At 61.4% G+C, this 13,481-nt stretch carries 11 protein-coding genes; 7 read left to right on the top strand and 4 right to left on the bottom strand.

The window, feature by feature from the left end; genetic code table 11:
* Nucleotides 1-300 precede the first annotated feature (300 nt).
* Both I6L47_RS16115 and I6L47_RS16110 read left to right on the top strand, forming a co-directional pair.
* Complete coding sequence (locus tag I6L47_RS16115) at nucleotides 301-618, top strand: hypothetical protein (protein WP_005355042.1); 318 nt, start codon at nucleotides 301-303, stop codon at nucleotides 616-618.
* Nucleotides 619-641: 23 nt separating this feature from the next.
* Nucleotides 642-1,277 carry a Vat family streptogramin A O-acetyltransferase gene (locus I6L47_RS16110; protein ID WP_216947871.1) on the top strand — a complete coding sequence of 212 codons (636 nt, stop codon included), beginning with the start codon at nucleotides 642-644 and terminating at the stop codon, nucleotides 1,275-1,277.
* Between the two features lie 105 nt (nucleotides 1,278-1,382).
* On the opposite strand, the gene ppc is transcribed toward I6L47_RS16110, so the two are convergent.
* Together ppc and argE are read right to left on the bottom strand one after the other, a co-directional pair.
* Nucleotides 1,383-4,016: a phosphoenolpyruvate carboxylase gene (ppc, locus tag I6L47_RS16105; protein WP_216947869.1), complete on the bottom strand. Its 2,634-nt coding sequence runs from the start codon at nucleotides 4,014-4,016 to the stop codon at nucleotides 1,383-1,385.
* A 231-nt stretch (nucleotides 4,017-4,247) separates the two neighbouring features.
* Nucleotides 4,248-5,393, bottom strand: coding sequence for an acetylornithine deacetylase (argE, locus tag I6L47_RS16100; protein WP_139494798.1), 1,146 nt, complete (start codon nucleotides 5,391-5,393; stop codon nucleotides 4,248-4,250).
* Between the two features lie 271 nt (nucleotides 5,394-5,664).
* Here argE and argC point away from each other — a divergent pair, with 271 nt between their 5' ends.
* From argC to argH, 5 genes are all read left to right on the top strand, one after another.
* Nucleotides 5,665-6,672: an N-acetyl-gamma-glutamyl-phosphate reductase gene (gene argC, locus I6L47_RS16095; protein WP_110304444.1), complete on the top strand. Its 1,008-nt coding sequence runs from the start codon at nucleotides 5,665-5,667 to the stop codon at nucleotides 6,670-6,672.
* Between the two features lie 22 nt (nucleotides 6,673-6,694).
* The gene (gene argB / locus I6L47_RS16090) at nucleotides 6,695-7,474 is read left to right on the top strand and encodes an acetylglutamate kinase (protein ID WP_040099221.1); all 780 of its coding nucleotides are present in this window, start codon (nucleotides 6,695-6,697) and stop codon (nucleotides 7,472-7,474) included.
* A 25-nt stretch (nucleotides 7,475-7,499) separates the two neighbouring features.
* A complete protein-coding gene (locus I6L47_RS16085) occupies nucleotides 7,500-8,411 on the top strand; it encodes an ornithine carbamoyltransferase (protein ID WP_033135648.1) in 912 nt (303 codons plus the stop codon).
* Nucleotides 8,412-8,468: 57 nt separating this feature from the next.
* Nucleotides 8,469-9,704, top strand: a complete 1,236-nt coding sequence (locus tag I6L47_RS16080; RefSeq protein ID WP_033115910.1) for an argininosuccinate synthase — start codon at nucleotides 8,469-8,471, stop codon at nucleotides 9,702-9,704.
* Nucleotides 9,705-9,914: 210 nt separating this feature from the next.
* Nucleotides 9,915-11,300 (top strand): argininosuccinate lyase, encoded by a 1,386-nt coding sequence (argH, locus tag I6L47_RS16075; protein ID WP_216947866.1) that lies wholly within the window; start codon nucleotides 9,915-9,917, stop codon nucleotides 11,298-11,300.
* A 74-nt stretch (nucleotides 11,301-11,374) separates the two neighbouring features.
* Here the strand turns inward: argH and I6L47_RS16070 are convergent, their stop codons facing one another.
* Both I6L47_RS16070 and I6L47_RS16065 read right to left on the bottom strand, forming a co-directional pair.
* Nucleotides 11,375-11,830 carry a hypothetical protein gene (locus tag I6L47_RS16070; protein WP_216947864.1) on the bottom strand — a complete coding sequence of 152 codons (456 nt, stop codon included), beginning with the start codon at nucleotides 11,828-11,830 and terminating at the stop codon, nucleotides 11,375-11,377.
* A gap of 453 nt (nucleotides 11,831-12,283) precedes the next feature.
* The gene (locus I6L47_RS16065) at nucleotides 12,284-13,456 is read right to left on the bottom strand and encodes a nucleoside recognition domain-containing protein (RefSeq protein ID WP_216947862.1); all 1,173 of its coding nucleotides are present in this window, start codon (nucleotides 13,454-13,456) and stop codon (nucleotides 12,284-12,286) included.
* Nucleotides 13,457-13,481: the final 25 nt, after the last annotated feature.

The raw sequence follows: 13,481 nt of genomic DNA, 5'->3' as shown, positions 1-13,481 counted from the left end.
AAGAGGACTCACTCGCCCTCATCGGCAGCGCAGAATAATCTGCGGCCACAGCCAACAATCCTTTACATCTAGCAGCCCCCAGCCTCTCGGCCACCACAGGTGGCCAGCGCGTTGCAACTCCCGCCACTGCGCTCGCTCACGGCGGCGAAAGCCCCCTCACCCAGTCACGCATATCCCGTTGTTTCAACTCACAAGTTCATTTACGCTGGCCGTCCTGAGTCCAGTTTTCACCTCATCAGCCATCAGGAACGCCAGCCGCCCGCAACCGCAGGGGCTGTACCACGGAAAAGGAATCGCCAGATGAAAAACGCCATCGTTACCGCCCGCTTCGACGCCATCAGCACCGAAGGGGAACAGCTCACCCTCAAGATCGCCATCAAGGCCCCCGAGCCGGATCCCAAGTCCGCCAGCGGTGACTGGCGCTGCAAGGTGAAGCTGGCGGGGCTGAGCGACAAGACCTTTATCTACGGCATCGACAGCCTGCAGGCCCTGAGCCTCGCCATCAAGTTTGTCGAGACCGAGCTGCGCGCTTTCTCCGATGCAGGCTGGCAATTCTATCTGCCCAATTGCCCAGATCACCCCATCGACATGAGCGCCTGCTACTTCCCGGCGCTCTAGCCCGGCCAATCCAAGGAGACCAGATGCACGGACCCGATCCCGCCAATCCCCACCCCATGAACGGCTTTCCCCAGGTGTGCTTTATCAAGAACACCATCAAGGGGCCCAATATCGAGGTGGGTGACTACACCTATTACGACGACCCGGAGGATTCGGCGGGCTTCGAGCGCAACGTCCTCTACCACTTCCCCTTCATCGGCGACAAGCTCATCATCGGCAAGTTCTGCGCCATCGCCCGCGGGGTGAAGTTCATCATGAACGGCGCCAACCACCAGACCTCCGGCTTCTCCACCTACCCCTTCTTTATCTTCGGCAACGGCTGGGAGCATGCCGCACCCGCCCCGGGCAGCCTCCCCTACAAGGGCGATACCGTCATCGGCAACGATGTCTGGATTGGCTATGACGCCCTGATCATGCCGGGAGTAAAGGTCGGCAACGGCGCCATTATCGCCGCCCGCTCCGTGGTCACCGGTGACGTGCCCGCCTACGCCGTGGTCGGTGGCAACCCGGCCAAGGTGATCCGCTACCGCTTCGACGACGACACCATCGCCCGTCTCAACGCCATCGCCTGGTGGGACTGGCCGGTGGAGCAGATCAGCCGCAACCTGCCGCTTATCAGCGGCGGCGAGATAGCCGCGCTGGAAGCGGCAATCCCATAGAGACAACCTGTAAACCAAGCGAGATCGTAGAAACAACAAAGGGCGCCTTGTCGGCGCCCTTTGGCTTGATGGATATCGCTGAAGCCTGTTGGATTGAGCTGACTATCAACCGGTGTTGCGCATACCTGCAGCAATACCGGCGATAGTGACCATCAGCGCCTTGTCCAGCTCGGGGTGCAGGGTCTCCGGGTGGTTGCGGGAGCGGTTGAGCAGCTCGGCCTGCAGCACGTTGAGCGGGTCTGTGTAGGGGTTACGTAGCTTGATGGACTGCTTGATCCACGGCTGATCCTCCAGCAGATCCCCGCGCGGGCTCAGTTTCAGCACCACCTCGATGGATTCGGCGAGCTCCTGACGCAGCTGTTTGCCAAGGCCCCACAGCTCCTGCGGCACCAGACGGGTGTCGTAGTACTCGGCGAGCCAGACGTCCGCCTTGAGGAATACCATCTCCAGCATTTCGAGGCGAGTGCGGAAGAAGGGCCACTGGGCGCTCATCTCTTCCAGCACCGCCAGCTTGCCGCCGTCGATCGCCTGCTGCAGCGCCTTGTGGGCACCGAGCCAGGCCGGCAGCATCAGGCGGTTCTGGGTCCAGGCGAAGATCCACGGAATGGCGCGCAGGCTCTCGACGCCGCCGTTGGGCTTGCGCTTGGAAGGACGGGAGCCGAGCGGCAGCTTGCCGAGCTCCATCTCCGGGGTGGCGGCACGGAAGTAAGGGACGAAGTCCGGATGACCGCGCACGATACTGCGGTAGTGCTCGCAGGAGTCGGCGGCCAGCTGTTCCATCACCTCGCGCCAGCACTCTTTCGGCTTGGGCGGCGGCAGCAGGTTTCCTTCCAGCACGGCGCTGGTGTAGAGCTCCAGACTCTTGATCGCCACTTTCGGCAGACCGAACTTGAAGCGGATCATCTCCCCCTGTTCGGTGGTACGCAGACCGCCGCGCAGGGATCCCGGCGGCTGGGAAAGGATGGCCTGATGGGCAGGCGCACCACCACGACCGACGGTACCGCCACGGCCATGGAACAGGGTGAGTCGGATGTTGTTGGCTTCGGCCAGCCCCACCAGGGATTCCATGGCGGCGTACTGGGCCCAGCCTGCAGCCATCATGCCCGCATCCTTGGCGGAGTCGGAGTAGCCGATCATCACGTACTGACGGCCCTGAATGTAGCCGCGATACCAGTCCACCGAGAGCAGGCGCTCCATCACGGCGGTGCCTGCCATCAGGTCATCCTGGGTTTCAAACAGCGGGGCGACCGGCATGCGGAACTTGCAGCCTGCCTCTTTGAGCAGCAGTTGCACCGACAGCACGTCAGACGGCGCACCTGCCATGGAGATGATGTAGATGCCGAACGCATCGGGGTCGTGCTGGGCGATGACCTGACAGGTATCCAGCGTCTCGCGCACCTCGGCGCTCGGCTCCCAGTCGTGGGGAATGAGCGGGCGACGGGAGTTCAGTTCGTTGAGCAGGAAGGCCTGCTTGTCATCTTCGCTCCACTCGGCGTAGTCACCCAGACCCAGATAGCGGGTCAGCTCGGAGAAGACCAGCCCGTGACGCTCGCCATCCTGACGGATATCCAGCTTGACCAGATGGATGCCGAAACAGGCGACTTTGCGCAGCACGTCCAGCAGCATGCCGTCGGCGATGTTGCCCATGCCGCAGGCGTGCAATGAGTGGTAGCAGAGTTCCAGCGGCTCGCGCAGCTGGGCGGTGGTCTTGACCAGATCCTGGCTCTCGCTCACCTGACCCTGCACCTTGGCGGTGAGGTGCTCCTTGGTTTCGCGCAGCGCTTCACGCAGTTCGCGCACCAGCGCACGGTAAGGCTCGGGGTGATCGCCAACGCGAGCACGCACGGCGTCGGTACAGTCGGACATGGAGAGCTCGGAAGTGAGCTCCTTGATGTCTTTGTAGAACAGGCTCACCGCCATCCAGCGGCCCAGCTCCAGCACTTCGGCAGTCACCTTGGCGGTGACGAAGGGGTTACCATCGCGGTCACCGCCCATCCAGGAAGTGAACTTGACCGGCGCGGCATCCAGCGGCAGCCGCACACCCAGATGGTGTTGCAGACGCTCGTCCAGATTGCGCATGAATTCTGGGATGGCTGGCCACAGGCTGTTCTCCACCACGGCGAAGCCCCACTTGGCCTCGTCGACCGGTGTCGGGCGCTGTTCGCGGATCTCGTTGGTGTGCCACGCCTGATTGATGAGCTGCTCGATGCGATTGAGGATCTTGTCCCGCTCGCGGGGCAGCAGGTCGGAAAGCTCCAGCGCCTCGAGGCAGTCGTTGAGCTGTACGTGCTTGTGGATCAGGGTGCGACGGGTCACCTCGGTGGGGTGAGCGGTCAGCACCAGATCGATATCCAGCTCGCGCACGGCCTGAATGATGGCCTCTTGCGACAGGTTGGAGGCTTTCAGCTTGTCGAACATCTGCTCCAGCGGATCCGGGGTGCAGACCTGCTCTTCGCAGCGACGGGAGATGGTGTGAAACTGTTCCGCCACGTTGGCCAGATTGAGGAACTGGCTGAAGGCGCGGGCCACCGGCAGCAGTTCGTCATCGCTCAGGGTGCGCAGGGTATCGAGCAGACGTTCCCGGTCTGACTCATTGCCCTTGCGGGAGGACTTGGCCAATTGGCGAATGGTTTCGATCTTGTCGAGAAAGGCCTGACCCTGATGATCCTTGATGGATTTACCCAGCAGCTGACCCAGCATACCTACGTTGGCGCGTAGTGCGGCGTACTTTTCGTTCATTCCACATCCTTATCTTGTTGGTGCCTGACACCCATCCGGGGTGCTAGACGACCTCACTTATTGTTGTGCGATTACAACATATGCTCCGTCATCTTAGGGTGACAATCTACCCAGATTGTCTGCGCAAGGTCAAATAACAGGCCGATTCAGAACATGTATTTCCATCACCACTCCACAACCGGCTTGTTATGTAACTTACTTACAGTTTTTACGCCCCTTTCACCGCCGCCGCTACAGGCAAAAACGTCTGATCAGGTGCTGCAACACCGAGGTGGTCGGCTTGACGAAGGAGAGGTCGAGATACTCATCCGGCTGGTGCGCCTGGGTGATATGACCGGGGCCCATCACTATGGTCTCGCAGCCAAGCTGCTGGATAAACGGCGCCTCGGTGCAGTAGTTGACCGACTCGGCGGCGCGACCGCTCGCCTTCTCAGCTTCGCGTACCAGCACAGAGTCATCGGCGCAGGCGTAGGCGGGAATGGGCTCATGCAGATGCTGCAGATGCAGGCAGCCCGGCTGGTGGATCTCGATGGGCGACAGCGCCTCTTTGAGCATCCCCATCAACTCATCCGGCCCCACCTGCGGAGTGGGTCGCAGGTCGATATGCAGCTCGCAGCAGCCGCAGATACGGTTCGGGCTGTCACCGCCCTGAATGTAACCGAGGTTCAGAGTCGGCTGCGGCACGGCAAAGCGGTGGTCGGCGTAGCGATCTTTCAGATCCTGCTGCAAGCGCAGCACCTGCCCCATCGCCTTGTGCATGATCTCCATGGCGTTGACACCGTTGGCGGGATCCGAGCTGTGACCGCTCTTGCCGGTAATACGGATCGCCTCCGACATATGTCCCTTGTGGGCCACCACAGGCACCAGCCCGGTCGGTTCGCCAATCACGGCGTAGTCGGGTTTGAGCTCGGCCGCCGCGGCGATGGCGCGGGCCCCCGCCATAGTGGTCTCTTCATCGGCGGTAGCGAGAATGCGCAGCGGCTTGGTCAGCTTGGTGAGATCGATTTCTTTGAGCGCTTCCACTATGAAGGCGAAGAAGCCCTTCATATCGATGGTGCCGAGGCCATAGAGGCGATTGCCCTCTTCGGTCACCTTGAAGGGATCCTTGCTCCAGCCCCCCTCATCGAACGGCACCGTATCTGTGTGACCAGCCAGCAGCAGACCACCCTCCCCCTGACCGAGCGTCGCCACCAGATTGAACTTGCCCGGCAGGTCGGGGAGCGCCGTCACCTCGCACTGAAAACCGAGCTGACCGAACCAGTCAGCCAGCAGCCGGATTACCGCCTCGTTGCTCTGATCCCACTTGGGATCCGTGCTGCTGATAGAGGGAATCGCAATAATATTCTTATAAAGTGAAAAAAAATCCAGATTGGCCATCAGCTCCTCCTTGCGTCCCCGGAATGTTTCTGTTAGAAAATACAAATGCAAAGTGAGTGCATGAATATTCTGTAATTTTACCTGAATATCTGGCTCATCAACAAAGGCTTCTAGTTGTAAGGGAAAGTTAATGTTCTGTCACCTGATCTATAACCGACGACACACACCCGCCTGAATTGCCCCTCCGCACTTGTGCAAAGGGGCGCTCGAACACCCTTGTGCACTGCAGCGTCATGCTGTGAATCTCGAACTCTGACTTGGAATTTTCAACATGCTTAACACCGTTATCGTCGGTGCCAGTGGCTACGCGGGAGCCGAACTGGCCGCACTGGTACAGAACCATCCACAACTCAAGCTGTTCGGCCTCTATGTCTCCGCCGGCAGTCAGGATGCCCACAAGCGCTTCTCTTCCCTGCATCCCCAGTGGGTCGGCGCCCTCGATCAGCCGCTGCTGCCACTGGACGACGACGGCATGACCCGGATCCTGACCCAGGCCGATCTGGTGCTGCTGGCCACCGCCCACGAGGTGAGCGCCGAGCTCGCACCCAAGTTTCTCGCCAAGGGGCTGCCGGTGTTCGATCTCTCCGGCGCCTTCCGGGTCAAGGATCAGGGCTTTTACGACAGCTTCTACGGCTTCACCCACGACAGCGAGCAGTGGCTGGATCAGGCCGTCTATGGCCTGGCTGAGTGGAACGCCGATGCCATCGCTACCGCCCAGCTGATTGCGGTGCCGGGTTGTTACCCAACCGCCTCCCTCTGTGCTCTCAAGCCGCTGCAGCAGGATGGCCTGATTGCCAAGGGGTGGCAGCCCATCATCAACGCCGTCTCCGGGGTTTCCGGCGCCGGGCGCAAGGCCGCCATCAACACCAGCTTCTGCGAAGTGAGCCTCAATCCCTACGGCACCTTCAACCACAGACACCAGCCGGAGATCAGCCACCACCTCGGCAAGGAGGTGCTGTTCCAGCCCCACCTTGGCAATTATGTGCGCGGCATCCTGGCCACCATTTATGTGCAGCTGGCGGATGGCGTCACCCCCACGCAAGTGGATCAGGCCTTCCTCAAGGCTTACGAAGGCAAGCCGCTGGTGCGCCTCACCGGCCAGATGCCCTCTATTCGCGGTGTGGCAAACACCCCTTACTGCGATATCGCCTGGCAACAGCAGGGCAACATGCTGGTGGTGGTCTCCGCCATCGACAACCTGCTCAAGGGCGCCGCCTCGCAAGCCATGCAGTGCATAAATATCAAATTTGGATTTGAACCGGCCACCGGCCTGATTTAAGGACTTAGGAAGGATCTCGAACATGGACAAACAGACGTTGGTAATCAAGCTGGGCGGCGCCCTTATCGAGAACGACGAGGCGCTGACCGCCCTGTTCGCTACCCTCAAAACCTTTCTCGACGATCAGCACCGTCCGCTGGTGCTGGTACACGGCGGTGGCTGTCTGGTGGATGACCTGCTCAAGGGGCTGGGTCTCACCTCCACCAAGAAGAATGGCCTGCGGGTAACCCCGTTCGAGCAGATCCCCTTTATTGCCGGGGCGCTGGCAGGGACAGCCAACAAGCAGATGATGGCCAAGGCGATCGCCACTGGCATTCCGGCAGTGGGGCTCTGCCTGGCGGATGGCGGCCTCTGTCAGGTGACCCAGCTCGACCCGGATCTCGGCGCGGTCGGCGAGTGCAAGCCGGGCAACCCGGCGCTGGTAGCAGGCATCCTCGGGCAGGGCTTCCTGCCAGTGGTGAGCTCCATCGGCATCACCGCCGAGGGGCAGCTGATGAACGTCAACGCGGATCAGGCGGCCACCGCCATTGCCGAGGCCCTCGGTGCCGATCTGGTGATGCTCTCCGACGTGAGCGGCATCCTGGATGGCAAGGGCAAGCTGGTACCCCAACTCGACAAGCTGACCGCACTGGATCTGATGGAGAAAGGGGTGATCACGGACGGCATGGCGGTCAAGGTAGAAGCGGCACTGCACGCCGCCGAGACTCTCGGCAAGCCGGTCTGTGTCGCCAGCTGGCGTTACCCGGATCAACTGCTCAAGCTGCTGGCTGGCGGCGCGGTCGGCACTCAAGTGGCCATTTGATCTCCACCGGAACAAGGAACATCCGATGCAACATCTTCTGAAAGACAGTGATCTGAACAAAGCCCAGATTGAAGCGCTGATTGCGCTGGGCAAAGCAGTGAAAGCCGACCCGAAGAAGTACAGCCAGGCGCTGGCCGGCAAGAGCGTGGTTACCCTGTTCGAGAAGCCCTCCCTGCGTACCCGGGTCACTTTCGACATCGGCATCGCCAAACTGGGCGGCCACAGCGTCTATCTGGATCAGCAGAACGGCGCGCTGGGCAAGCGGGAATCGGTAAAGGATTTCGCCGCCAACCTGTCCCGCTGGTGTGATGCCATCGTCGCCCGGGTGTTCGATCACCAGACCCTGGTCGAGCTGGCGGAGCACGGCACAGTGCCGGTGGTGAACAGCCTGTGCAACCTCTACCACCCCTGTCAGGGGCTGGCCGACTTTATGACCATTGCCGAGCACTACGACGACCTGTCGAAGGTGAAGCTTGCCTACCTCGGTGATGGCAACAACGTCAGCCACTCTCTGCTGCTGCTGGGGGCGACCCTCGGCACCGACGTCACCCTGATCTGCCCGAAAGGCCACGGCCCGGATACCCAGATCTTCCTGCAGGCGCAGGCGTTGGCGGCCAAGTCGGGGGCAACCATCCACATCAGCGATGACGTGGCGGATATCGAAGGGTTCGACGTGGCCTACACAGATACCTGGGTCTCCATGGGTGACAACACCCCGATGGAGCAGGTCAAAGACCTCTTTATGCCTTACCAGATCAATCAGGCCCTGCTCGACCGCACCGGCATTCAGCATGTGCTGCACTGCCAGCCGGCTCATCGGGAGCTGGAGATCACCTCGCAGGTGATGGATGGCCCCGCCTCCCTCATCATGGACGAGGCCGAAAACCGGATGCATATCCAGAACGCCGTGTTGCTGACCCTTCTCGGCGGCAAGTAACGCGGCAATCAACCTGAATCACGACCCTTTTATTGAATCATCACGGAGAGAAGTAACATGAGCGGAATCAACAAGATCGTACTGGCTTACTCGGGTGGACTGGATACCTCGGCCATCATTCCCTGGCTGAAAGAGCACTATGACGCCGAAATCATCGCTTTCGTGGCCGACGTAGGTCAGGAGCGCGACGATCTGGAAGGGATCGAGCAGAAGGCGATCGCCTCCGGCGCCACCAAGTGCATCATCAAGGATCTGCGGGAAGAGTTCGTCAAAGAGTACGTCTACCCGACCCTGAAGACCGGCGCCGTCTATGAGGGCACCTATCTGCTGGGCACCTCCATGGCCCGTCCGGTGATCGCCAAGGCGATGGTCGAGGCCGCGCTGGCGGAAGGGGCCGATGCCATCTCCCACGGTTGCACCGGCAAGGGTAACGATCAGGTGCGTTTCGAAGGCGCGGTCGCCGCGCTGGCGCCCCAGCTGAAAGTGATCGCCCCCTGGCGGATCTGGGACATGCGCTCCCGGGAAGATCTGCTCTCCTATCTGGAGACCCGCAACATCCCCTGCAAGGCGACCCTGAAGAAGATCTACAGCCGCGACGCTAACGCCTGGCACATCTCCACCGAGGGTGGCGAGCTGGAGAGCACCTGGAACGAGCCCTCCGAAGCGGTCTGGCAGTGGACCGTACCGGCCGAACAGGCACCGGATCAGCCGGAGTACGTCAAGCTGACCGTGGCGCAGGGTGAAGTGGTGGCCGTGGATGACCAGCCGCTGAGCCCGCACCAGATCCTGATGACCCTGAACGAGCGTGCTGGCAAGCACGGCGTGGGCCGCATCGACATCACCGAAAACCGGATGGTGGGGATGAAGTCCCGCGGCTGCTATGAGACCCCGGGCGGTACCGTGATGGTCGCCGCGCTGCGCGCCGTGGAAGAGCTGGTACTGGATCGCCCGACCCGCGCCTGGCGGGAGAAGCTGGGTGCCGAGTTCTCCCATCTGGTCTATGACGGTCGCTGGTTCACTCCGCTGTGCAAGGCGATCCTCGCCTCGGCTAACGCCATCGCCGAAGATCTCGACGGTGAAGTGGTGCTGAAGATGTACAAGGGTCAGGTCACTGCGGTGCAGAAGAAGTCGCCGAACAGCCTCTACTCCGAAGACTTCGCCACCTTCGGCGCCGACGAAGTGTATGACCAGAGCCATGCCGAAGGCTTTATCCGTCTCTACACCCTGGCCAGCCGGATCCGCGCCATGAAGGAGCAGCATCAGGCTATCGGTGGCGACCACACCCACGGTTAAGCAAGCGCGATAACCCGTTGATTCCGTTGAGGGGGCATGGCCCCCTCTTCTACAGGCAGAGGGCATGCCCACTGACCCATCATCGGCAGTGTGACAAGAGCGGCAGCGCCCCGGCCGCTTCTGTGAGATAACAGACTCGCAGAAAAACAGGGCACGATTTCAAGCTCGACGGTGCAAAGCGCCGCCGACAACGCATTCAAGGAGAGCAGTATGGCACTTTGGGGTGGACGCTTCAGTCAGGGAGCCGATAGCCGGTTCAAGCAGTTCAACGATTCGCTGCGGTTCGATTACCGGCTGGCGGAGCAGGATATTCAGGGCTCCATGGCCTGGGCCAAAGCGCTGGTGAAGGTGGGCGTATTGACCGCCGATGAGCAGGGCAAACTGCAACAGGCGATGGAGGTGCTGCTCGCCTCGGTGCAGCAGGATCCCCAGCAGATCCTGAGTTCGGACGCCGAAGATATCCACTCCTGGGTCGAGAGCCAGCTGATTGCCGCCGTCGGCGATTTGGGCAAGAAACTGCACACCGGCCGCTCGCGCAACGATCAGGTCGCCACCGACCTGAAACTCTGGTGCAAGGCGCAGGGCGAGCTGCTGCTCGGCTCCATCTCCGCCTTGCAGCAGGGGCTGGTCGCCTCCGCCCGTGCCAATCAGGCTGCGGTGCTGCCCGGTTACACCCACCTGCAGCGGGCCCAGCCGGTCACCTACGCCCACTGGGCGCTGGCCTATGTGGAGATGCTGGAGCGGGACTACTCCCGCCTGCAGGATGCGCTGAAGCGGCTCGACACCAGCCCGCTCGGCTGCGGCGCGCTGGCGGGCACTGCCTACGCCATCGACCGCGAAGCGCTGGCGCTCGACATGGGCTTTGCCGGCGCCACCCGCAACAGTCTGGATTCGGTCTCCGATCGGGATCACGTGGTGGAGCTGATGCACGTGGCGTCCCTCTCCATGACCCACCTGTCGCGCTTTGCCGAAGATCTCATCTTCTACAACACCGGCGAGGCGGGCTTTGTCGAGCTCTCCGATGCGGTCACCTCCGGCTCCTCCCTGATGCCGCAGAAGAAGAACCCCGATGCGCTGGAGCTTATTCGCGGCAAGACCGGTCGGGTGGTCGGCGCCCAGATGGGCATGCTGATGAGCCTCAAGGCGCTGCCGCTGGCCTACAACAAGGACATGCAGGAAGACAAAGAGGGACTGTTCGATGCCCTCGACACCTGGCACGACTGCCTCGATATGGCGGCGCTGGTGCTGATCGATCTGAAGGTGAACGGCGAGCGCACCATGGCGGCGGCGCAGGGCGGCTATGCCAACGCTACCGAGCTGGCGGACTATCTGGTAGCCAAGGGGATTCCGTTCCGTGAAGCGCACCATATCGTCGGTGAAACCGTGGTCTTTGCCATCAGTGTGGGCAAACCGCTGGAGGAGCTCTCCATCGGCGAGTTCCAGCGTTTCAGCCCGGTGATCGAGTTCGACGTCTACCCCAATCTGGAACTGGAAGCGACCCTGGCCAAGCGGGTCGCCAAAGGCGGCGTCGCCCGCGAGCAGGTAGAAGCGGCCCTGACCGCAGCCGAAACCGGGCTGGCAAAACGGACGGGGTAAACCAACCTGCTTGTCATTCGAACTAGAAAGCAAAACGGCAACCTCGGTTGCCGTTTTTTATTGCTCACCGCAGTTCAGGCGCTGGCATTTAGCAGTTTGCCAACCCCCTCCCCCTTACCATTCGGCAGGGTCTGTTTAAAGGTGCCGAGCAGCTGATCGAGATTGAGATGGCTGGCACCGAGGGAATCCTTGAGGGTATCGAGCTCGCTTTGCAGGGCATCGAGGCGGGTGCTCTGGGTGCCGCTCGCCAGCTGGTTGCGGGTGCTATCGATGGCGGCAGGGAGGGATTGGCCGCCATTTTCCTGCCCCAGGGTCTGCATCAGCTCCCCCATAAAGTGGTTGATGGCCGAGCGGTTCTGTTCGCTATCGGCATCCTTGATACCGAGCCGCTGGAACAGGCTCTGGACGGTCGGGGCTAGGTGCACCTCCTGTACGGCAGGCTGCACGGGCTGGGGTTTGCTACGGCTGCCAAGCAGCTGACTGCCCAGCTTGAGGGCGATTGAGGCAAGGGGAAGCAGGCTGCTGATCATGATAACTCTCCGCGACAACGACCCTGAATGGTATTGCCAAGAGATGTGCATAAGCGGGGCCAGCACGGCGATAAAACGCACCGCACCGACTAATCCCTTGAATGGCTGATCTATTTATTCAACCAGCACGCAGGAGATAGCCGAGCGCAAAGGGGAGTCAGGCGGCCAGTAGCTGCCGCCACGGGCGGTAGTGGCAATGTGGTAGCAAAGCTTTTTGCCGCCCACCCGAGCCGCGACCCCTTCCTTTCACACCCTGATCGCCAACTCTTTGAGCCACTTGCGCTGCTGATGGCACCAACAGAGTAAAACCTGACAAAAGCACCGCAGCGATCAGGCACAGAATAACGACCTGCGGGCTTACTAATCGAGCGGAGATCCGCCCACAAGGCGTGACCAATAGAAATGAAAAGAGGCTCCGAAGAGCCTCTTTTTGTATCCGTGTCTGAACCCGACTCAGCCCAGCAGCATATAAAGCTGGTGCGCTGCCACCCCGGCGCACAGGCCGCCGACCGTGTGGGCGACAATGGCGCGGGAGGTGAGGTGGCGATAGCCGAGGGCATCAAGCATGGCGGTGTGGGTGCTCAAAAAGCCGCTCCAGCACATCCCCATGGCGGTAAACACCGCCACCTCGTTGCCGGTGATCCACCCCTTGGCGATGAAGGGGGGCACTAGCGACATGGCGGCACCGACTGCGCCGAGCGAGGTAGCCGGGAAGGCGACCAGCTCTGGCTGCTGGAAGCCAAACAGCAGGTCAAACAGCCAGCTTACCTTGGCGGCCAGCACCGGCAGCAGGGCAACCCCCTGAAACGCTTCGCCGGTATAGCCCTTCTCCCCCGGGCCGAAGGTGAGCAGCATGACGAAGGTACTGATGATGAGCACGCCCGGGATCACCGCCATTCCCAGCTCCACACCGGATTTGCCGCCATCGAGCAATGAGTTGAGGATCCGCAGCCAGCCCGGCGCCACCTCTTTGCTGACCCCGACCTTGTGCCCCTTGGCATCAGTCGGCTCATCGTCCAGCACCTCACCCACCAGCGGGCGGATCATCCGCTGCATCAGTCGGGTAGAGACCACCGAGCCCACCAGAGCACCGAGCAGCCCGATCAGCGCCGCGCTGGCGGTGGATTCACCGCTCGGCAGTTGCAGGGTGGCCATAAAGGTGACCACGATCAGCCCCATGCCGAAGGCGGTACCGAAGTTGGTCAGCGACACCAGCTGCCAGGGGGTGAAGCCCTTGCGAAAGCGGCTGTCCTTGGCGAGGCTGATCACCGCCGGGTTGTCGGAGAAGAAGGTCATCAGGGCCGCCAGCGCGGTGCGACCGGGCAGGCGAAACACCGGCTTCATCAGGGGGGCCAGCAGCACCTCCAGCAGGCGGATCACCCCGAACTCGCTCAAGAGCTGGCTCAGGGCACCGGAAAGCACCGTAATCCCCATGATAAAGAGCACGGTATTGAGCAGCAGCTGGTGGGCGGTATTGAACAGGGTGTTGACCATGGCAGAGAGGCCCATCTGGCTGCCGAGGTAACCGAACAGGCTGCCGAGAATAAGCAGCACCAGCACGGGTTCCATCCAGTTCCGAATGGCGGCAAGTCGCCCCTTTGACTCTATAACTACATGATTTTCCATATCTATCCTGCGGTTCATCTGTGCG

Source organism: Aeromonas sp. FDAARGOS 1417, assembly GCF_019046985.1.
Classification (GTDB): Bacteria; Pseudomonadota; Gammaproteobacteria; order Enterobacterales; family Aeromonadaceae; genus Aeromonas; species Aeromonas veronii.
Note: the sequence above shows the minus strand (reverse complement) of the source record. Positions and strands in the feature narration are given on the sequence as shown.

Excerpts from the sequence above, each read along its gene's own strand:
- I6L47_RS16115 (WP_005355042.1), top strand. The coding sequence starts at position 301 with ATGAAAAACGCCATCGTTACCGCCCGCTTCGACGCCATCAGCACCGAA.
- I6L47_RS16110 (WP_216947871.1), top strand. The coding sequence starts at position 642 with ATGCACGGACCCGATCCCGCCAATCCCCACCCCATGAACGGCTTTCCC.
- ppc (WP_216947869.1), bottom strand. The coding sequence starts at position 4,016 with ATGAACGAAAAGTACGCCGCACTACGCGCCAACGTAGGTATGCTGGGT.
- argE (WP_139494798.1), bottom strand. The coding sequence starts at position 5,393 with ATGGCCAATCTGGATTTTTTTTCACTTTATAAGAATATTATTGCGATT.
- argC (WP_110304444.1), top strand. The coding sequence starts at position 5,665 with ATGCTTAACACCGTTATCGTCGGTGCCAGTGGCTACGCGGGAGCCGAA.
- argB (WP_040099221.1), top strand. The coding sequence starts at position 6,695 with ATGGACAAACAGACGTTGGTAATCAAGCTGGGCGGCGCCCTTATCGAG.
- I6L47_RS16085 (WP_033135648.1), top strand. The coding sequence starts at position 7,500 with ATGCAACATCTTCTGAAAGACAGTGATCTGAACAAAGCCCAGATTGAA.
- I6L47_RS16080 (WP_033115910.1), top strand. The coding sequence starts at position 8,469 with ATGAGCGGAATCAACAAGATCGTACTGGCTTACTCGGGTGGACTGGAT.
- argH (WP_216947866.1), top strand. The coding sequence starts at position 9,915 with ATGGCACTTTGGGGTGGACGCTTCAGTCAGGGAGCCGATAGCCGGTTC.
- I6L47_RS16070 (WP_216947864.1), bottom strand. The coding sequence starts at position 11,830 with ATGATCAGCAGCCTGCTTCCCCTTGCCTCAATCGCCCTCAAGCTGGGC.
- I6L47_RS16065 (WP_216947862.1), bottom strand. The coding sequence starts at position 13,456 with ATGGAAAATCATGTAGTTATAGAGTCAAAGGGGCGACTTGCCGCCATT.